Here is a 20,226-nt window from a genome sequence, read left to right on the forward strand (position 1 = left end):
CGCGAACGAAGATGGGGCGTGTCGTCGAGGATTCGACGACACGCCCCATCTCTGTTTCAGAGTGTCAGCCTCCTAGCGACCCGAACAGAGTGCCGAGGTCGAGGCTGCCGGTCCCGCCTCCGGGCCCGCCGTCCGTATCGCCGGGGACGGTCAGGGTCTGCGGCGCGGATGCGGAGGCCGTGTAGCCCGAAGCGCCCACGAATTCGGCGGTGACACTGTAGGTCCCGGAGTTGTAGAACGTCGCCGGTACCGTTGCGACACCGTTGACCACGTCGACCGGTCCACCGATGAGGGTGTCACCGACCTTGAACTGGACCTTGCCCGTGGCGCCGGACGGATCGACCGTTGCCTTGAGCGTCACCGGGGTGTTCTTCTGAACAGTTCCGACAGCGTCGAGAACCGTGGTCGTCTCGACGTCAGCCGGAGCCGGCGTCGTCACACTGACCGGGAATGCCGGGGCAGCGGACGGGGCGAATCCTGGTGAGCCCGTGAACTTCGCGACAACCTTGTGCGTTCCGGTCGAGGTGAAGGTGTACGGAGCGACGGCAACTCCGTCGGTTCCGACCGGAGCACTGACCGTTTCGGTGCCGTCGACGATGAAATCGACGGTGCCGCCGGTACCCTGCGGATCGACCTTGGCAGTCAGGTTGACGTCCTGTCCGACCTTCGCGGTCGACGGCGACACCGTGGCGGTAGTGGTCACGGCGTCCGGCGGTGCATCGGTCGTGACGGTCACGATCTTGGCCGACGCCGACGTCGACGCCAGGAACCCAGGGGCTCCGCTGTAGCTCGCGGTGATGGAGTGCGGTCCGTCCTCGGTGAAGGTCGGGGAGATGCTGGCCGACCCTCCGGTTACCGGCACGGCGTCCTCGAGTGGGTTGTCGCCGTCGAAGAACTGGACGGTTCCACCGTTTGCGCCGCCGCTCACGTTGGCTGACAGGGTGACGGGAGTTCCGTTCTTGGCGTTGGCCGGTCCGACGACTGTGGTGGTGGTTGCCTTGTCCGCCTCGATGATCCGCGTCGTGGCGAGGGGGCCTGCGCCGCTGTTGAGCGGACCGTTCTCGGCGTCACGCGGGGTGCATCGCGTGGGTGCCCAGGCGGTGATGACCAGGGTGGCCTTGGGGAGGAACGTGAGGAAGTTGCGATCGTTGTTCCACGCTCCTGCGCTGCCGCCGGTGCGTACCTTCATCGCGACGTCCCCTGAATCGCCGGCCTTGAGAACTGCCTTGACCTGGGGGAGCTGGAACTGCGTGTAGCCGTCGGCATTGTTGGAACCATCGACGTTCTTGCCGGTCGCCTTGACGACGATGCCGCCCTCGGAGTTGATGCTCGAGCTGGGGCTGTTTCCGATGACCTGGTTGTTTCCGGAGAGGCGCAGAATCGTTCCGTTGGGATCGACGTTGCCGTTCTCGTTGACGCGCAGGATGTTCGGCGCTACACCGCTGAGCCCCGCCGAAGTGCCGGGGACGATGGTGGCTTCCACCAGGGTGGCGTTCGCAGGAACGTCGACGTCGACCTTGATGCGGGAGACGTTCTGGACGGTCGCCCCCGAAGCGGAGCCGGGAAAGGCGATGGGGCCGGGTTGGATGGTGACCTCGAAGGTTTCACCGGCGCCGATGGATTCCGGTGCGTCGACGATGACCGAGCCGGACTGTGACTGCGTGGTCGGACCGGCGACAGCGGACGGGGTTGCCAGGCAACTCGTGCCGAAGGTTGTTGTCACGGGGGCCGCTGATGCGGGGATTCCCGCGAGGATGACGCCACTGGCGAGTGCCGTGGCGGCGATCGGCGCCGCGATGCGACGTCTGGAGTACACGAACATGGATTCTCCTGAGCTGGGTACGGGAGTGGTGTCCAAAGCTGATGTGGGGGACTAGCTTCCGAAGAGCGGGATGAGGCCGCTGAGCGAACCGGTGTCCACGCTTCCGGTGCCGCCGCCGTCGGTCGGTGCGGTGCCGACCTGCACGACCGTCGGGCCGGAGACGGAGTTCTTCCAACCGGCGTCGCCGACGAAGTTGGCAGTGAGGCCGAACGTTCCCTCGTCGTCGAAGGTGTGCGTGAGTGTCGCGACGCCGTTGACGACGGCAACGGGTGCGCCGATGGGCGTCGTGCCGGACTTGAACTGGATCATTCCGTTTGCTGTTCCGGGTGCGACGGTGGCCTTGAGCTGCAATGCCTTTCCGACCTGAGCCGAGCCGCTGACGGTCAGAGACGTCGTGGTGTCGGCGCGGGCGGGTTCGGGATCGGTGACGTTCACAGTGAACGACGTGGACGTGGAGCCGATGAATCCGGTTCCGCCGGAGAACTCTGCCGTCACGGCTGCAGCGCCCGCTGATGCGAAGGTATGCGGGAGGATCGCGACGCCGTCACCCGTGCCGACCGGTGCGGTACCGACCTCGGCGCCGTCGACCTTGAACGTCACGGTTCCGCTGCTCGGGATGGGGGAGACGGTGGCCGAGAGGTTGGTCGGTTCACCGACAACAGCGGTGAGTGGTTCGACAACTGTGGTCGTGGTTCCCCAGTCGGGATCGCTGACGTCGAGTTGGGTTGCGGTGGAGACGGAATCGCCGTAACCGGCCTCGCCGGTGAACACTGCGGTGAAGCTGTGGGTGCCCGAAGCGTCGTAGCTGCGGGTCAGGGAAGCCGTCCCGTTGACTACAGCCACCGGTGCGCCGAGGTTGGTCTCGCCGTCTTTGAACTGCACCGTGCCCACGGCGTTTGCCGGTGTGACGACAGCGCTCACGGTGATGCTGTCACCTACCAGCGCGGCGTTCGGGGCCGAGATCGTGGTGGTGGTGTCCGCGGAGACGTCGACGGTCTGGACTCCGGAGGTCGAGCTGTGGAATCCCGGACCGGCGTTGTACGCGGCGGTGATGTCGTGGGCGCCGACGCTGTCGAAAGTGTGGGAGAGGGTGGCGCTACCGCCCGAAACCGGGACCGGTGAGCCGATGTCGTTGCCGCCGTCCTTGAACTGGACGGTGCCGCTCGCGTCGGACGGCGCAACTGTCGCGGTCAGGTCGACCGGCGTGCCGACCTTCGCCGTTGCCGGTGCAACCAGTGTGGTTCCGGTGGCGACAGACGGGTCGACTACCTGGACGTTGACGTTGATCGGGTTGAGGCCCTGCTGTGTGCTGAAGGCGTTGACGTCGAAGAGCATGCCGCTGTCGTACGTCCCGAATGCTGTGCCGACGGGGACCGTGTAGGTCGCTTCCAGTGTGACGGGTTGGTTCTTCTTGACGACGAATCCACCGACCAGGAAGGTGCAGCCGCTCGAGCACTTCGCGGAGACTCCGCCGTCTGATTCGTTGGTGATCGTGGCCCGGTTGGTCACACCCAGGTAGGTGGCCTTGGCGCTGCCCGGCACGAGGACGAATCCTGCGGGCGGGATGTCACGGATCTTTGCGATCGACCGTTCGATGCCGCTTTCGTTGTGCTTGATCTCGGTCTTGTACGTGACGGTGTCGCCTGGGTGAACTGCCGCGTTCCCGATGACACTCTTCGTGAAGATCAGGTTGTCGGTCGTGCCGGTGAAAGTGGTCGGCGGGGCTTCGTCAGCAGTGGCCGGCGTGCCGAGGACTAGAAGTCCGGCGGCAGCCGTCACAGCTGCGACAGGTATGGCGAGTCGTCGTATGAATCGACGCACAGGTCCTCCTCGAGGTGAGCGCCGTTCGGCGGCGCCGGCCGTTTGCGATCGTGATCCTGATCACTTGACGGGCGAGATTACCTTTACTGGACGTTTGGTTCAGGCGAATCGGTCAAACGTCCAGAAAATTCACCCTTCGTCCATTTCGGGCTCTGGCCTGCGGTGATGCTGCCGAATTGATTGCCGAAGCTAAGGTGCGGGTGATTGGGGCGCCGTTGACCTGGACGGTGGTCTAGATCCGCGCGAGGTCGCCGCGCAGTTCTGAGGGGAGGCCTTTGTAGTGACGTACCTCGCGCTCGCTCGGCCGAGTAGCGGGCTGAGTCCATGCATGCGCAGAAGCGCTGGCTGCGGCGATTAGACTGCACCTGTGGCAGATATCGAGCAGCAGAGACCAGTTCTTGTCGTCGACTTCGGGGCGCAGTACGCGCAGTTGATCGCACGGCGAGTTCGCGAAGCCAAGGTCTACTCGGAGGTGATTCCGCACACCACGACCGTCGAGGAGATCGTGGCCAAGAACCCCTTGGCTGTTGTGCTCTCGGGTGGGCCCTCGAGTGTCTACGCAGACGGTGCTCCCAAGCTTGATCCCGCACTGTTCGATCACGACATTCCGGTTTTCGGAATCTGCTACGGATTCCAGGCAATGGCAGGCGCCCTGGGCGGCACCGTCGCCGAGACCGGTACCCGCGAATACGGCCGTACCGACATCGCGGTATCCGGCGGATTGCTCCACGACGGTCTTCCCTCGACGCAGCCGGTATGGATGAGCCACGGTGACGCCGTCACCGAAGCGCCTTCCGGCTTCGAGGTGACCGCGACCAGCGACGGTGCTCCCGTCGCGGCGTTCGAGGACCGCGCCCGCAAGCTCGCCGGTGTGCAGTACCACCCTGAGGTTCTGCATTCCCCGCACGGTCAGCAGGTCCTGAGCCGCTTCCTGCACGAGATTGCCGGTATTCCGGCAGCGTGGACGGCGTCGAACATCGCCGATGCGCTGATCGAGCAGGTTCGCGAGCAGGTCGGAGACGGACACGCCATCTGCGGTCTGTCCGGTGGCGTCGACTCCGCTGTCGCTGCGGCTTTGGTTCAGCGCGCAATCGGCGACCGGTTGACATGCGTCTTCGTCGATCACGGTTTGATGCGAGCCGGTGAGCGCACGCAGGTCGAGCAGGATTTTGTCGCGGCAACCGGCGCTCGTCTGATCACCGTGGATGCCGCGGACACCTTCATCGGTGAGCTGGCCGGCGTCACCGATCCCGAGACCAAGCGCAAGATCATCGGCCGCGAGTTCATCCGCAGCTTCGAAGGCGCAGTCAGTGATGTTCTGGGCGAGAACGCATCTCACGGTGCGACCGTCGACTTCCTCGTCCAGGGCACGCTCTACCCGGATGTCGTGGAGTCGGGCGGCGGCACGGGAACTGCAAACATCAAGAGCCACCACAATGTCGGCGGGCTGCCGGAAGACCTGCAGTTCAAGTTGGTCGAACCGTTGCGTCTGCTGTTCAAGGACGAGGTCCGTGCAGTGGGCCGCGAACTCGGCCTGCCCGAAGAGATCGTCGGACGCCAGCCGTTTCCCGGTCCCGGACTCGGTATCCGCATCATCGGTGAGGTCACCCGCGATCGCCTCGAGATCCTGCGTCATGCAGATTCCATTGCGCGCGAAGAGCTTACGTCTGCAGGCTTGGACGGAACCATCTGGCAGTGCCCGGTAGTTCTCCTCGCCGACGTCCGAAGCGTGGGCGTGCAGGGTGACGGCCGGACGTACGGTCATCCGATCGTGCTGCGTCCGGTCTCGAGTGAAGACGCGATGACCGCGGACTGGACGCGTCTGCCGTACGAGACCCTCGAGCGCATCTCGACTCGAATCACCAACGAGGTTGCGGACGTGAACCGCGTAGTCCTCGACGTGACGAGCAAGCCGCCGGGAACTATCGAGTGGGAGTAAAAACAACTGTGCGCCTTTATTAACCCCCCGCGGTTAATAAAGGCGCACAGCAGTTTTACTTCCGGTTGCGCCGATTCGGCAGAATCACCAGCAGTAGTCCAGCCACGACGGCGGCACCGACGAACAGCCAACGGAATTGAATGTTCGCTGCCGGCGCCAGGGAGAATGGCCCGACCAACGCCCACACACTGACCAGAAGTGCGGCCAGTCCGGCGATCAGCAGAAGTGCCGAGGGGCGCTTGGATTCTCGGGTCTCGTCGTGCTCTGTGGTCTCGTCGTATTCGCTCATGATTGCGTCACCTTCAGACTGCCGAACGTGGCTTTGGCGTTGATGGTCAGTGTGGGCGAATCCGGTGTCACATCACGGCCCGGGTGTATTCCGCCGTCGAGGCAACCTGATCCGTCACCCATGACGACGGTGCAGCTGTTCTTGACGTTGACGGTTGGTGGCACCATGACGACGAACTCACCGAACGACGCCGCGACGTCGATGGTCTTGTCCTCGGTGAACTTGACCCCGTTGAGGTCGAGAGTGAAGCTTCCGAAGGCTCCCGAGTACGACGGCTCCAACTCGGAAGCGGTTGCCGGAGTCCATCTTTGCTCACCCGAGGCGTCGAAATCGATCGGGTAGACCAACGAGGCGAGAAGCACGAAACCCACGAGCGGTCCGGTGACGACCAGCAGGCCGTACCCCTTGCGGAAGAATGCCCCGAGGATCAGGCCGAGCGCGATGACGGCGAGTCCGACAGCACCGACTCGGCCGGGAGTGAACCACTCGTTGCCGGTTGCCGCGCCCGCTGCCCCGGTGACGGCGGCGACGATGATCGCGAGTCCGAGCACTGTCAGCGTCCATCGCGAGCGACGCTTACGTGGTGGCAAAGGCAGCAGCGGCGTGGCTTTGACTGCCGGGTCCGGGAGATCCCAGGCGAACGGAGCGACGCCGAGCGGATCCCAGGAGGGCGGTGTGATGGCGGCCTCGCCGATCACCTCGGTCGGATTGGCGGCGGCTGAAGCGCTCGGGTCCTTCGACAGGTTGATCGTCGGATGATCGGCCTGAGATTGCGGTGACTGTTCGGCCGGCCGTTCCTCGGGCACGTAGGTGTCGGGGAGTTTTGTGTACGGCGTGTACACGGGCGGCTGATTGGGTGCGAAGTATCCGGGAGTGAACGGCCCGGGCGTGAATCCCGTGCCTGGATACGCGGTACCCGCGCCGACGTACGGTGACGTGCTCTGTGGCAGTGCAGGCGGGACCGGCGCTCGTTGGTAGAGCAGCCACAGGCCTCCGACCATCAGAATCAGCCCGATCAGACCGGAACCACCCAGGCCGACGCCGACAGGCCCGACGGTCGTAGCCGCGATGGCGAGAGCCACCAACAAGACGATGGTCTTGGTACTGGAATCGGAGCTGTGTCCGCGGCCCATCAACGACTGTGCGGGGGACGATCCGTCACCGGCGCGGGCGAGCACCAACCACCCGGCGAGGTAGAGAAGGATGCCTGAGCCGCCGAAAATAGTGGAGGCCACAAACGCGACACGTACCAGAATGGGGTCGATGCCGTACCGGTATCCGATTCCGGCGCATACCCCGGCCACGTGACCTTGTGCCGGCAGACGCACGGGGCGGGTCCGCCACAGATCCTGGATCTGTTCTTGGAAAGTCGGATTGTTCATGAATCAATCCTGGCTTCCGGGGCGGCCTCCGCGCATCAGGGCCAACCCTGATCTTTGTGACGATCGGGGCCAGGGGCGCCGCCCTGATTCAGGGTTGGACCCTGATGTGACTGCGAGTGGTTCGTGCCAGTATCGACTATGTGCAATATCTGTCAGATCCGCCGTTCGTGAGCGGTCCCGCTCCCGGGTTCACGGGAGGCCCGCCCGTCAACGGGGTACCGGTGCATGCCGTACCCATGAAGAAGGGTGTGCCCATTCCGGGCGGTGTTCCATTGCGAAAGCTGGAGCGGCGCTCCGGCGGTCGCATCGTCGCCGGTGTTGCAGGCGGTATCGCCGATCATCTCGGGATCGACGTCCTGAAGGTTCGAGTCGCCTTCGCGATTCTGGCGGCGATGGCCGGATCCGGCATCGTGATTTACGGCGCCCTCTGGATCTTCACCTCAGCCGGCACGGACACCCAGAAGCCGTCCGCGGCCGAGCGGCAGCGGGCGTACGGCTTGATCGCACTCGGATTGGGCGGCGCAGCCGCGTTGTCCTGGCTGTTCAGCGGCACGGCGGGTTCGGTGCTCGCACCGTTCTTCGTCGTCGCGATCGGTGCCGCTTTGGTGTGGCGCGAGTTCGACTCCGACGGTCCCCGGACCGTCATCGGCTTGCCGCAGCGGCCTACCGTTCTCACGTGGGCGCGGGTGGTCGGGGGAGCGACCTTGATCATCTTGGGTCTCGGCGTCGTCGTCCTCGCTCAGGTCGACCTCGAAGCACTGCGCTCGTCCCTGCTGGCCGTGGTGGTGACGCTGATCGGTGTCGGTTTGTTGACGGTGCCGCTGTGGCTGCGGATGTGGAGGGCTCTCGGCGCCGAGCGTGCGGCCCGAATTCGCAACGACGAACGTGAAGAGATCGCCTCGCATCTGCACGACTCCGTACTTCAGACGTTGGCGCTGATTCAGAAGCAGTCCGACAATCCGCAAGAGGTGGCGCGCCTGGCCCGTGGTCAGGAACGTGAGCTGCGCAAGTGGTTGTTCAGCGGCGGGGATATCGACCACACGAGCCTGACCGAAGGTCTGAAGATCATCGCCGGTGAAGTGGAGGACCAGCATGGCGTCACGGTCCGCCCCGTCACGGTCGGCGACGTACAACTCGAAGGCGAAGGCGTCGAGAACGGTCTGCCCAAGGAAGCGTTCACCGCGCTCCTCGGTGCGACGCGTGAAGCTCTCGTGAACTCGGCAAAGCACTCGGGGGAGAAGGAAATCAATCTTTTCGCCGAGGTCGAGGGCGACCAGGTCAGTGTGTTCGTTCGTGATCGCGGAGTCGGATTCGACGTCAATGCGGTGCCGGAGGACCGTCAGGGTTTGGCCAAGTCGATTCGTGGTCGCATCGAGCGACGGGGTGGCCGCGTCGTGGTTCGATCCGACATCGGAAAGGGCACCGAGATCCGCGTGCACATGCCGCTCGGTGACTCTGCTCTAAAGTGGGACCAGACTGCTGACCGTGTCGACAACCCCGAGGAACAGCCCCAGTGACTTCGCTTGCGCCGCCCCCGTACCGCGTATTTCTTGTCGACGATCATGCAGTGTTCCGCTCCGGGGTGAGGGCGGAACTCTCGCGCGAGGCAGACATGGACGTAGTCGGTGAAGCCGGTGGCGTCGCTGAGGCGATCGCGGGTATCAACTCGACGAAACCGCATGTCGTTCTGCTCGATGTCCACATGCCTGACGGTGGTGGAGTGGCAGTTCTGCGCGGAATCGATTCCGGCCCGGTGTGCTTGGCGCTCAGCGTTTCCGATGCGGCCGAGGACGTGATCGCGGTGATCCGCGGCGGTGCGCGCGGGTACGTGACCAAGACGATCTCGGGATCCGAACTGGCCGAGGGTGTACGACGCGTTGCCGGTGGTGACGCAGTGTTCGGGCCTCGCCTGGCAGGCTTCGTACTGGACTCCTTCACCGGGCGTTCCAACGCACCCGAGCCGCAACTCGATCCGGAACTCGACTCGCTGACTCCGCGAGAACTCGAAGTGCTCAGATTGCTGGCACGTGGGTACACCTACCGTGAAATCGCCGAGGACCTGGTGATTTCCGTGAAGACGGTCGAGACTCACGCATCGAACGTCCTGCGAAAGACTCAGCAGTCCAATCGCAATGCGTTGACGCGTTGGGCACATCGCCGCCAGATCGACTGAATTCCCGCGCGCTCTTTCGCGATTGCGTGCGAAGGCGCACCATGGACCGATGACGGAACCACTGGCGCTCGCGTCGAAGCGTGGGCGTTGGGTTGTCGCCGCCACCGTTCTCGGCTCGAGCATGGCTCTCCTCGACGGCACCGTCGTCAACATTGCTCTTCCTCACATCGGTGAAGAACTGGGTTCCGGTGTCGCCGGACTGCAGTGGACGCTCAGCGGTTACACCTTGGCCTTGGCGTCGCTGATTCTGCTCGGGGGAGCCCTCGGTGATCGTTGGGGTCGGCGACGGGTATTCGTGTGGGGGACGGTCTGGTTCGCGGTCGCGTCGTTGCTCTGCGGAATTGCACCGGACATCACGTTTCTGGTGATTGCACGAATCCTGCAGGGAGTGGGAGCTGCGCTCTTGACACCTGGCAGCCTTGCCATCATCTCCGCGTCACTTCGTGAGGAGGACCGCGGCGCGGCAATCGGATTGTGGTCGGGTTTAGGTGGTGTTGCCGGCGCCATCGGACCGCTTTTCGGTGGTTGGCTGGTGGAAGTGGCGGGATGGCGATCGGTATTCCTGCTCAATATCCCGCTGGCGATCGTCGTGGTGTGGGCAGCGGTGCGCCATGTACCGGAGAGCCGCGACCCGCATCCGCCCGAGCACCTGGACGTGGTCGGATCTGCCTGCGCAGTAGTCGGTCTCGGCGCACTGACGTACGGGCTGATCGAGGTCAACCCGATAGTCGGGCTGATCGGAGTGATTGCGCTCTGCCTGTTCGTTGTGGTGGAACGACGCTCACCGAGTGCCCTTGTGCCGCCGTCCCTGTTCCGCTCGCGGATGTTCGTCGCGGCCAATCTGGTGACCCTTGCGGTCTATGCGGCGCTGGGCGGTGTGTTCTTCCTGCTCGTGCTGCAACTGCAATTGGTTGCCGGGTACTCGCCGGTGGCTGCCGGCGTCGCAACGGTACCGATCACCTTGGCATTGCTGCTGTTGTCTTCGCGCGCGGGCAGTTACGCGCAGACGCACGGACCGCGTTTGCCGATGACGGTCGGGCCCGCCGTTGCCGCGGTGGGGTTGGTGTTGATGACGCGGATCGGCCCGGATGCGTCGTACCTGACCGTCGTGCTGCCGGGAGTTCTGGTGTTCGGGCTCGGCCTGGCGGTGATGGTCGCGCCGTTGACCGCCGCGGTGCTTGGTTCGGTACCGGTGGAGCAGTCCGGAATCGCATCCGGTGTGAACAATGCCGTTGCTCGCACGAGCCAACTTCTTGCCGTCGCGGCCTTGCCTGCCCTCGTGGGTATCGACGCCGAAAGTCTGGTCGATCCGACGAGTTTCTCCGACGGGTTCCGGTACGCGATGTACATCTGTGTGGCACTGCTGTTGGTCGGTGCAGCGATCGCCGCGACGCTGATCCGAACTCCGACAGTAGAGCCTGTTCAGGAAGCGGATTCGGTTGCCTGCAAGCCGCATTGTGATCTGACGGGACCCGCAGTGCAACCGAATCCGATGAGGGACTAGACGCTGATGTCGCGATCGCGGCTGGGCACCAAGGGAATTGCTGCGGCGGGAAATGCCGCGACTATCGCGAAGGCGAGCGGGTAGCCGACCGCGCCGATCAGCGCACCGACCACCGGGCCCACTGCTGACGCGGCAATGAACTGCCCGGTGTTCTGTGCGCCCAATGCTTTTCCTTGCCATTTCGGCCCGGCAGCTTCGGCCACGGAAGTGAATGCCAAACCGTTGTCGGCGACGCTGATAGTGGTTGCCAGCAGCAGGATCAAGGCGGGAACGCCCCAAGGCGCTGCGCCGGCTGCCGCCATTGCCAACATGACCGCAGACGCGGAGACGGCAACCAACCGCAGCGGGCCTACTCTGCTTCCGGCGCGATCACTCCAGATGCCGACAACGATGCGTCCGAGTGCACCCACGAACTGGGAGATCCCGATCAGGAGCCCAGCGGGCGCAGCGTCCCATCCTTGCTCGCTGATCAGCCAGACCAGACCGAATGTCGAGAGGGTGAACTGCGGAAACACCAGCAGTGCCGAGACGACGTGAATGCGCCACAGGAACCAGTTCGAGCGATAAGGATTTACCGTTTCGACCGGGATGTCTGTGGGCCGCGCCGCCGGCCGCGGGGGATTGATCAATGCGACGGCGCAGATCAGGGCGAGAACGCCGTTGAGAGCTACCGACAGTCCGACAGCCGAACCGATTCCTACGTTCGCAGCGAGAGTCGGGATGGTCAGCGACGCGATGGTCACGCCCAGGGGCTGTGACATCTGCCGGATTCCCATCGCGAGGCCGCGCCGATCCTTGGGAAACCAGCCGACCACAACACGTCCACTGGCAGCGTTGGTGCTCGCCGCAGCCATTCCGCCCAGCAGAAATGCGATCCCGAGGAGGGTGTAGTTGTCGGTGGTGGTCGCGGCCAGCGCGGCGATCGCCGTCAGGCCGAGCCCGATGGAGATGACCCATTTCTCGCCGAATCTGTCAGCCATGGCTCCCCACGCCACCAGCGTGAGAACCATGCCGAAAGTGGGTGCAGCGGCCAGAGTTCCGGCCTGCGTCAACGAGAGGCCGTGCGCGGAATGCAGCAGCGGGATCAAAAAGGCGGGGGTGCTGACGAAGACAGTGCCTGCGGCCTGGGCTGCGACGCCGATTCCGAGCATCGTCCACGCCTTCGGGGAGACGGCCGTCTTTTCCAGCCGCGACGCCTGCGTCATGGTGCCCCTCCGATCTCTGCGCTGTTCGACGATGCCGACGCTACTCCCGTGGTTTCACATGTTGAAACCAGAATCCCATTATTTGGTTAAACGCGGACGGTTCAGGGTGCGAAGTGCCCACCCCTTTTCGAGCGAACGGTACGACGATCGCCTTGGGTGCGCCGAAAGGTACGTTCGCTCGGGAAGGGGTCAGCGACGGGGCAGGCGAACCGTGAAGACCGTGCGACCATCCACCTGGTCGACGCCGATGGTGCCGCCGTGCAGGTGCACGTTCTCGACGGCGAGCGAGAGTCCGAGTCCGCTGCCCTCGCTGCGTCCGCGCGCGGTGTCGACCTTGTAGAACCGCCGAAAGATCGCCTGCCGGTCTTCGGGTGAGATGCCGGGGCCGTGGTCGACGACGGTGATGACGGAGAAACCGGATTCGACGCTCAACTCGACGCGAACCGGGGGCGCTCCGTGGCGCAGTGCATTGCCGACGAGGTTGGCGACGACAATGTCGATCCGACGCGAATCGACTCTGGCGCTGACACTTTCGGGTGCGCGCAGTTCGACGGTATCTGTCCATCCGCGGCTCTCGAGTGTGCGCTCGGTCAATTCGACGAGGTCGACGTCGTCGAGGACGAGGTGCGCTTGCTGAGAGTCGTGGCGAGACATTTCGATGAGGTCTTCGACAAGTCGAGTGAGCTTGCCGATCTCACTGCTCACGATGCGCGCGGCAGCGGCGGCGTCGGGCGGAAGATTGGGGATCTCTTCACGGAGGATCTCACTGACCGGCACCAGTGCTGCGAGCGGCGTCCGGAGCTCGTGGGAGACGTCTGCGACAAACCTTCTCGACTGCTCTTCCGATTCTTCCAGACCGCGGATGACCGCTTCGTTGCGAGCGACCATGTTGTTGAACGTTGTTGTGACCTGGGCGAGTTCGGCTACTCCGTCTTCGGGGAGTCGGACGCTGAGGTCGCCGTCGGCAGCACGGGCGGCCGCCTGGTCCAGGCGTTTGAGCGGACGGACAAGCGTCGACGCGATCCACAGCCCGAGTAGTCCGCTCACCAACACACCGGCGGCGAGGGTGAGGCCGACAGCTCGAAGCAGGTCGTCGAACTTGTCCTGCACTCCTACCAGCGGCCGGATGGTGACGGCTTTGACCAATGTCTCGTTGTCGTAGCTGTCGTCCGCGCTCATGTCCACGACATTGACGGACATTCCCAACATGATGCGCTGGGAGTCGAGCCTCTCGAAACGGATCAGCTTCGGACTGTCCAAACCTTCGTCGAAGCTGGGCGGAATGGTCGCCGCATCCACGGATCCTTGACGGATGACTTCGCCGTCGACGATCAGCGTCATGTCGGACTGGAAGATCTGTTGGAGGTTGGCAGGCGTCAACTCGTCTACCGGTGTTCCGTTGACGTATTGCAGTTCGTCGCGAAATTGTGCGGTCGCGACATCCTGAGCGTTGGAATAGATCCACGACCGCGCCATGAACGAGACGACACCCGCGGTTGCCCCGGCGATGATCACGACGATTGCGATGAACACGAGCACGAGCCTGGTTCGCAGACCGTCGACCTGAAGCCAGGTCGGTCTCATCGGGCTGGGCTGGTGTTGAAGCGATACCCGAACCCGCGCACCGTTTCGATGACGGTCGGTGCGGCCGGGTCGTCCTCGATCTTTCCGCGCAGCCGCTGCACTGCTGCATCGACGATTCTGGAATCACCCAGATACTCCTGGTCCCAGGCTGCGGACAACAACTGTCGGCGGCTCAGGACCTGTCCGGGGTTCTCGGTCAGCGCCAGGATCAGTCGGAGTTCGGTCGGGGTGAGGGTCAGCAGCATCCCGGCCTTGCGGACCTGCAGCGACGACCGATCCAATTCCAGGTCGCCGAACGTCTCTGCACCCGGCGTCGCATCCGGGCGCGTCGTTGCCGGTGCCGAGCGCCGCACGACGGCTTTGATACGAGCGTCGAGGACGCGCGGACTGGCCGGTTTGACGACGTAGTCGTCGGCACCGGCTTCCAGGCCGGCGACGGTGTCGATGTCGTCGGACCGAGCGGTCAGAATGATGATCGGGGTCGAACTTCGGGTGCGGATACGTCGGCAGATCTCGTAACCGTCGGCACCCGGCAGCCCGAGGTCGAGTAGGACGAGGTCCGTGGCACCCAGGGCGTCGTCGAAATCACCGTTACCGTCGGGGCGATGGCTGACGTCGTGCCCGAGTCGGTTCAGTCCCAACGTGATTGCCTCGGCCACGGCTGGATCGTCTTCTATGAAAAGAATGCTCACCATGAGCTCACCTTGGACTCGCCATGATCAGGGGCCTTCTGCGGTCGGAGAAATCTCGGTCAGCCAAGGGTACAGGGGTCACACTCGCGAGAGTCGCTCGTTGCCTGAGTCTGCCAGCACCGCATGCCGGGCGACGCTGGTGTTCAACGGAAATGCCGACACAGCGAGGGTGTAGCAGCCGACGAGCAGTAGTGCACCGATCACGTCGCTCGGGCGGTGCCATTGCAGCACGACTACCGAGATCGCGGTTCCGATGGTGATCAGCGCACCGTTGACCGCAACGACCGCCCGCCACCTCGAGGGCGTGACGATCACGATCGCGCAGACCAGAGCAGCTATGGCCGTCAAAGTGCCGCTGGGGAAGGAATTGTGCATCACCAGACCGTTCAGGTCCGGTCGATTCAGCGATTGTTTGAGAACCCAGGCTGTCGTGATGGGGCCGAGGGTCACGACGACGACGCGTAAGGCTAGCGCAATCGGGTTGTTGCGCAATGTGATCATGAGCGCCACGAGCACTCCTCCCACTATCAGTATCGGGGTGACGAGGCCGATGAACTCGGCGGAGAACACGCTGAGGCGTTCGGAGGTGGCCGCGCCCACCATGAGTTGTTGGTCGACGATCTGACCACCGGTGGTGTTGACCGCCAATTCGAATTCGACGACTCCGAGGATCAAGACTGCCAGTGCGGCAATCAGTCTCGCTGGTTTGACTCGTGTCATGATCAGCCTTCCGCTCTCTCGTCCGAGGGGTTGCTCAGTTGTGGCGGGCATTCCCCGCCAGGAGTGGTTGCCAATTCGAAATGCCACATCTCGTTGGCGTAGGTCTGGCAGAGGCCGTAATCGCTGCCGTGCTGAATGAGCCAGTCGTCGGCGTCGGTCGGTCCGATGTCGACGGCCTGTCCACTGACATGCTTGGACAGGCTCGGCGAGTGCACCCACTTGGACGCTTCGTCCACGCTGCCGTACTTGACGACGGCTTCGTCGAACAGTCGCTGTTGGTATGCCGCGGACCGCCAACCCGACGTGACGTGCATGTCCACGCCGGATGCCTGTGCGTCGGCCGCTGCCGACTGGAGCGCCGCGAGCAGTGCGGAATCGAGACGGGCAAGCGCGGGCACATGAGTGTCCTGCAAGCTGATGCCGTCCTCGATCTCGCCGCCTGAGGGTCCTGAATCAGGCTGAGTGGCAAGGTAGTTACCGCTCTTCGGTTGTGCTTCTTCTGTGTACGAGCAGGAGCTGAGCGCGACCGCACCGAGCACGACTGCACCGAGTGCGACGAAGCGGATGATTCCGCGGTGGCTGGGCATACAACAGAGACTTCTCGGTCAGTGTCACCGGCAGGTGGTCACCGTTCGTCGACGGTGTCACGGTCTGCAACAGCTCTGTAACAGGACGGAACGGGGCTGGTGAGCGCGCGCTACGCGGGGCGCGGGATCGACGCGAAAGTCGACAGCTCGAACCACGAAGGCAAGCTACGACGCAACGCAGTAGGCCCAGAGATGGTGACGTCACCGGACCGTATGGCGTCCGACCAGGTCAGGTTACCTCGCCAGATCTCGGTCATCTGTCGCAAGCCCGCAGAGACCGACACTGCAACGTCGAAACCCGGATCGATATCGCACATGTCCACCTCCCCGGAATTGATGACGAGCCACCAGTTCCGCGAATGTCCACGTACTCCGGAGAATGCGAAGTGCACCACGGTCTTGCCTTCAGGCACCACGGAATGATCCACGCGGCGATGCATGTCCCACAGCAGCAGTTTCGGATCCAGATCTTCGTCGCCCAGTTCACCGATCCACCTGGTACCCCAGATGCCGAGAGCTTCGACCACAGGGCGCAGTTCACGGCCGGCGTCGGTCAGACGATAGCTGACGACACAGTCGGTTTCTTCTCGCTCCACGATGCCGGCGACCGCGAGTTGGTGAAGCCGGGTCGAGAGCAGAGTCGGTGACATTCGCGGGAGCCCGCGGCGGAGATCGTTGAAATGTTCGCTTCCCATGATCAGTTCGCGGAGGAGAAGCAGTGTCCACCGCTCGTCGAGTAGCTCCATCGCCTTGGCGACGGGGCAGAACTGGTGGTACGAGGACCCCATCTCTCGATCGTAGGCCTCCGGGGTGCTCCGGTACAGATTTCGTACTGGAGAGGAGTGAACCGTCGTCGTAGCGTCGGAGTAACGGCATGAACGCTGTCGGGCTCCGAGTACGAAAATTATTGAAGGAGAACGGTAATGAGTGAATCAACGGGGACTCTCGGGTTGGACCGGGAGCTGAAGGCCAAGCACCGGGCAATGTGGGGGCTCGGTAACTATCCGGCGGTGGCGACGCAGGTCATCGCGGAACTCGGACCTGTATTGGTGCGTGAATGCGGCGTGCAGAAAGGAGATCGGGTGCTCGACGTCGCGGCGGGGTCCGGCAACGCCGCCATTCCGGCGGCTGCGCTGGGTGCGCAGGTGATCGCCACCGACCTGGCTCCCGAACTGTTCGTGGCAGGACGGGAGGCCGCGGCACTCGCGGGTGTCGAACTCGATTGGCAGGAGGCCGACGCCGAGGCTCTTCCGTTCGGCGACAACGAGTTCGACGTAGTGCTCTCGTGCGTCGGTGTGATGTTTGCCCCGCATCATCGGCGCGCCGCGGACGAACTTTTGCGAGTATGCCGACCCGGCGGAAAGATCGGAGTGCTGAGTTGGACTCCGACGGGGTTCATCGGCGAGATGTTCAAAACGATGAAGCCGTATGCACCGCCCCCGCCTCCTGGTTCGCAGCCGGCGCCTTTGTGGGGCGACGAGAACCATGTTCGTGATCTGCTCGGCGATGTTGCCGCAAGGAAAGACGTACTTCGTGTGGACACATTCAGCGGGCCGGAAGATTTCCGCGATTTCTTCAAGAAGAATTACGGCCCGACCATCGCGGTGTACCGGAACATCGCCGGCGATCCTGACCGCACACAGGCGCTCGATCGCGATCTGCTCGAGTTGGCAAAGAAGTACGGCAGCGGAAGCGAGCCGTTCGTGATGGAGTGGGAATACCTGCTTCTCACCGCGACACCCGACGAGGGCGGTGCATGATGACGACGGTCGAGTTCGCGCCACTGAAATCGGCGATCACGGGTTCTGTGTTCAGCCCCCGAGATCCGGAGTACGACGACGCCAGGTCGATCTGGAACGGGCAGATCGATCATCGTCCGGCGGTGATCGCCAGGTGCCGGTCGGCGTCGGATGTATCTGTGGCACTTGCATTTGCCAGAGCCCATTCGTTGGAGGTTTCGGTCAGAGGTGGTGGGCATTCCTACCGAGGTACCTCGGTGTGTGAAGGCGGTGTGATGATCGATCTCAGTGCGATCAACGTAGTCAGTGTCGCCCCGTCCGCGAAGCGAGCCAGGGTCGGTGGTGGTGCGACGATTGCCGACCTCGACGCCGCGACGCAGGAACACGGATTGGCAGTGACCGGTGGAGTGATCAGTGATACCGGCGTCGGTGGCCTGACCCTCGGCGGCGGCATGGGGTGGTTGACGCGCACGCTCGGCCTGGCGATCGACAATCTGGTGTCGGCAGAGGTGGTGCTCGCCGACGGTTCGATCGTGCGGGCCTCCGAGAACGATCACAGCGACTTGTTCTGGGCGCTGCGCGGCGGCGGCGGAAACTTCGGAGTGGTCACCGAGTTCGAGTACCGTCTGAGCGAGATCGGTCCGGAAGTGCATCTGGGACTGTTCTTCTGGGGGATGGAGGACGGACCCGCAGCGCTTCGTCTGTGCCGCGAAGTGGTGCCTGCCCTGCCGAGAAATGCCGGAGCGATGGTTGCCGTCGGTTTGTCCGCGCCTCCGGCACCGTTTGTTCCGGATCAGTTTCACCTGCTGCCCGGATACGCGTTGCTGGTAGCCGGTTTCGGATCGGAAGAGGAACACTCGAACGCGATTGCGCCGATTCGAGAGGGCGTGCCGACGCTGTTCGAGTTCGTCACCCCGCTCCCGTACATCGGTTTACAGTCGATGCTCGACGAATCGGAACCATGGGGTGCATACGCCTATGAGAAGGCCTTGGACCTGGTGGATTTCTCCGACGCCGTGATCGATGTTCTGACCGAGCAAGCGGGCAAGAAATCGTCGCCGATGTCCTTCATGCCGATCTTTCCGCTGCAGGGAGCTTTCACCTCCGTCGGCGAGGACGACACTGCGTTCGGTGGTTCTCGCACACCACATTACGTGTGCAACATGACGGCTACGGCCACCGATGCCGGGACACTGGAATTGGATCGATCGTGGGTGCGTGAGACCTGGGAAGCCTTGCGTCCGTTCTCGTCCAATCAAGGCGGGTACGTCAACTTCATGACCGATGTCGACGAGGACCGAGTGCGAGCGTCCTACGGTGCGGCGAAGTACGCGCGATTGTCCGCCGTCAAGGCGAAGTACGACCCGGACAACGTGTTGCACCTCAACGCAAACATTCTGCCCGCGTAGAGCGTCCGGTCAGGCCGTGAACACCAGGATGACGACGATCAGTGCGGCCAAGATGATGACGGCAACCATGCCTGTCATGGCGAGGGGAGCCCAAGCCACTACCTTGTCGCGGGTGCTGGCATCGGCGGGGCCGGTCGGTATCCGCGGCGGCCAGGAGAACATGTCCATGGGGCTGGGAACGTTCCGCAGTGGCGTGTTCTGTTGCACTGCAGGCAGTCCGGTGATCGTGGAGCCGGTCAGGCGATTGCGGCGGTGTGGGTCGGCGAGTTGTGTGGTGCGGTGAGCCCACGCCGGCACGGCGCCTTCGGACGAGTAGACGGGAGCGTCGATCAACTGCTCGATCGTGCCACCGCCCGTCGCGGCTGCAGCGAGCGCGTCGCGTGCCTGAGCCATCGTCGGCCGACGGGTGGGGTCCGGCTCGAGGAGCTGAAGGAGAACGTCGGTGAGCGGTCCGGACTTGGTGGGTCGGTAGATCTCGGCCTTGGCGACACGATGCAGTAGAGCGATGGCGTCCGAGTCGATGCCGAAGGGCGGTTGACCCTCGATCACCGTGTAGAGCGTCGACCCGAGTGAGAAGACGTCACTGGCCTCGGTGGGATCGTCGCCGCGGGCAACTTCGGGTGCAAAGTACGCAGGAGTGCCGGTGATGACCTCGTCCTGGGTGTCGGATACGTCGCTCTTTGCGCGGGCGATGCCGAAGTCACTGATCTTGACGGTGCCGAGAGACTTGCCTCGGTCGGCGATCAGGATGTTGCCGGGCTTGATGTCGCGGTGGACGATGCCGGCGGCGTGCGCCTCGGTGAGTGCCGCAGCGATCTGCGCGCCGATCTGCGCGACCTCCAGCGGTGGCAACGTGTCGGCCAGGTTCATCGCCTGGGCGAGGCTGCGGGCGGGGAAGTACTCCATGACCAACCACGGTTCACCGGACTCGATCGCGACGTCGTACATGGCGATGGAGTGGGGGTGGGTGAGCTTTGCGGCGTTCCTGCCTTCGCGCAATGTACGTTCACGGACCTCTTCGGCCGTTTCGGTGTCGAGGCCTTCCGTGCTTGTGACCTGTTTCACCGCGACGTCACGGCTGAGGAGGGTGTCGCGGGCCAGCCAGACGGCGCCCATGCCTCCGTCGCCGATCTTGGAGCGGAGTCGGTACCGCCCCGCCAGCAGGTATTCGGGCCCGATGCCCCTCCCGGTCTGCTCCTGAGCTGTCACATCTCAAGGTTAATGGATTGATACCACTGTGACGCTCGAGGCTCCTGTGAACTGGGTTTTTTGCTCTGCTTGACGTGTCGGGGGTGACACGGTTTACTAAAAACAGTTCGAAAATATGTTCGAAATTGCTGTTCGTTGGATGCATGTCAGA

17 protein-coding genes are annotated in these 20,226 nt (G+C 63.7%); 6 read left to right on the forward strand and 11 right to left on the reverse strand.

Annotation, left to right across the window (positions count from 1 at the left end):
- Nucleotides 1–64 precede the first annotated feature (64 nt).
- Both P0M12_RS21990 and P0M12_RS21995 read right to left on the reverse strand, forming a co-directional pair.
- The gene (locus P0M12_RS21990; protein ID WP_003940813.1) at nt 65–1,822 is read right to left on the reverse strand and encodes an Ig-like domain-containing protein; all 1,758 of its coding nucleotides are present in this window, start codon (nt 1,820–1,822) and stop codon (nt 65–67) included.
- Nucleotides 1,823–1,873: 51 nt separating this feature from the next.
- Nucleotides 1,874–3,643 (reverse strand): Ig-like domain-containing protein, encoded by a 1,770-nt coding sequence (locus P0M12_RS21995; protein ID WP_081557615.1) that lies wholly within the window; start codon nt 3,641–3,643, stop codon nt 1,874–1,876.
- A gap of 367 nt (nt 3,644–4,010) precedes the next feature.
- Here P0M12_RS21995 and guaA point away from each other — a divergent pair, with 367 nt between their 5' ends.
- Nucleotides 4,011–5,582, forward strand: coding sequence for a glutamine-hydrolyzing GMP synthase (gene guaA / locus P0M12_RS22000; RefSeq protein ID WP_030535127.1), 1,572 nt, complete (start codon nt 4,011–4,013; stop codon nt 5,580–5,582).
- Nucleotides 5,583–5,637: 55 nt separating this feature from the next.
- Here guaA and P0M12_RS22005 read toward each other — a convergent pair whose 3' ends face one another.
- Together P0M12_RS22005 and P0M12_RS22010 are read right to left on the reverse strand one after the other, a co-directional pair.
- The gene (locus tag P0M12_RS22005; RefSeq protein ID WP_003940832.1) at nt 5,638–5,871 is read right to left on the reverse strand and encodes a hypothetical protein; all 234 of its coding nucleotides are present in this window, start codon (nt 5,869–5,871) and stop codon (nt 5,638–5,640) included.
- On the reverse strand, nt 5,868–7,253 hold the full coding sequence (locus P0M12_RS22010; RefSeq protein WP_030535126.1) for a PspC domain-containing protein: 1,386 nt from the start codon (nt 7,251–7,253) through the stop codon (nt 5,868–5,870). The genes P0M12_RS22005 and P0M12_RS22010 overlap by 4 nt, the downstream gene beginning before the upstream one ends.
- A 236-nt stretch (nt 7,254–7,489) precedes the next feature.
- Here P0M12_RS22010 and P0M12_RS22015 point away from each other — a divergent pair, with 236 nt between their 5' ends.
- The 3 genes from P0M12_RS22015 to P0M12_RS22025 are packed head-to-tail and all read left to right on the forward strand — an operon-like array spanning nt 7,490 to nt 10,930.
- Nucleotides 7,490–8,770: an ATP-binding protein gene (locus P0M12_RS22015; RefSeq protein WP_037125680.1), complete on the forward strand. Its 1,281-nt coding sequence runs from the start codon at nt 7,490–7,492 to the stop codon at nt 8,768–8,770.
- On the forward strand, nt 8,767–9,426 hold the full coding sequence (locus P0M12_RS22020; RefSeq protein ID WP_003940972.1) for a response regulator transcription factor: 660 nt from the start codon (nt 8,767–8,769) through the stop codon (nt 9,424–9,426). The genes P0M12_RS22015 and P0M12_RS22020 overlap by 4 nt, the downstream gene beginning before the upstream one ends.
- Before the next feature lie 49 nt (nt 9,427–9,475).
- Nucleotides 9,476–10,930, forward strand: coding sequence for an MFS transporter (locus P0M12_RS22025; protein ID WP_042449833.1), 1,455 nt, complete (start codon nt 9,476–9,478; stop codon nt 10,928–10,930).
- Here P0M12_RS22025 and P0M12_RS22030 read toward each other — a convergent pair.
- From P0M12_RS22030 to P0M12_RS22055, 6 genes are all read right to left on the reverse strand, one after another.
- Complete coding sequence (locus tag P0M12_RS22030) at nt 10,927–12,135, reverse strand: MFS transporter (protein ID WP_083057657.1); 1,209 nt, start codon at nt 12,133–12,135, stop codon at nt 10,927–10,929. The two genes, P0M12_RS22025 and P0M12_RS22030, sit on opposite strands and share 4 nt — an antisense overlap.
- A 189-nt stretch (nt 12,136–12,324) precedes the next feature.
- On the reverse strand, nt 12,325–13,719 hold the full coding sequence (locus P0M12_RS22035; protein ID WP_277376815.1) for a HAMP domain-containing sensor histidine kinase: 1,395 nt from the start codon (nt 13,717–13,719) through the stop codon (nt 12,325–12,327).
- On the reverse strand, nt 13,716–14,414 hold the full coding sequence (locus P0M12_RS22040) for a response regulator transcription factor (RefSeq protein WP_277376816.1): 699 nt from the start codon (nt 14,412–14,414) through the stop codon (nt 13,716–13,718). The genes P0M12_RS22035 and P0M12_RS22040 overlap by 4 nt, the downstream gene beginning before the upstream one ends.
- Before the next feature lie 75 nt (nt 14,415–14,489).
- Nucleotides 14,490–15,131 carry a phosphatase PAP2 family protein gene (locus P0M12_RS22045; RefSeq protein WP_003940956.1) on the reverse strand — a complete coding sequence of 214 codons (642 nt, stop codon included), beginning with the start codon at nt 15,129–15,131 and terminating at the stop codon, nt 14,490–14,492.
- A gap of 2 nt (nt 15,132–15,133) precedes the next feature.
- The gene (locus P0M12_RS22050; RefSeq protein WP_003940687.1) at nt 15,134–15,718 is read right to left on the reverse strand and encodes a M15 family metallopeptidase; all 585 of its coding nucleotides are present in this window, start codon (nt 15,716–15,718) and stop codon (nt 15,134–15,136) included.
- A gap of 110 nt (nt 15,719–15,828) precedes the next feature.
- Nucleotides 15,829–16,506 carry a helix-turn-helix domain-containing protein gene (locus P0M12_RS22055; protein WP_003940889.1) on the reverse strand — a complete coding sequence of 226 codons (678 nt, stop codon included), beginning with the start codon at nt 16,504–16,506 and terminating at the stop codon, nt 15,829–15,831.
- A 135-nt stretch (nt 16,507–16,641) separates the two neighbouring features.
- On the opposite strand from P0M12_RS22055, the gene P0M12_RS22060 reads away from it, so the two are divergent.
- Nucleotides 16,642–17,478 carry a class I SAM-dependent methyltransferase gene (locus P0M12_RS22060; RefSeq protein WP_047270192.1) on the forward strand — a complete coding sequence of 279 codons (837 nt, stop codon included), beginning with the start codon at nt 16,642–16,644 and terminating at the stop codon, nt 17,476–17,478.
- Nucleotides 17,475–18,866, forward strand: a complete 1,392-nt coding sequence (locus P0M12_RS22065) for an FAD-binding oxidoreductase (protein ID WP_277376817.1) — start codon at nt 17,475–17,477, stop codon at nt 18,864–18,866. The genes P0M12_RS22060 and P0M12_RS22065 overlap by 4 nt, the downstream gene beginning before the upstream one ends.
- A gap of 9 nt (nt 18,867–18,875) precedes the next feature.
- Here P0M12_RS22065 and P0M12_RS22070 read toward each other — a convergent pair whose 3' ends face one another.
- Nucleotides 18,876–20,075: a serine/threonine-protein kinase gene (locus tag P0M12_RS22070; protein WP_003940952.1), complete on the reverse strand. Its 1,200-nt coding sequence runs from the start codon at nt 20,073–20,075 to the stop codon at nt 18,876–18,878.
- Nucleotides 20,076–20,226: the final 151 nt, after the last annotated feature.

The organism is Rhodococcus sp. RCBS9 (genome assembly GCF_029457415.1).
Taxonomy (GTDB): domain Bacteria; phylum Actinomycetota; class Actinomycetes; order Mycobacteriales; family Mycobacteriaceae; genus Rhodococcus_F; species Rhodococcus_F qingshengii.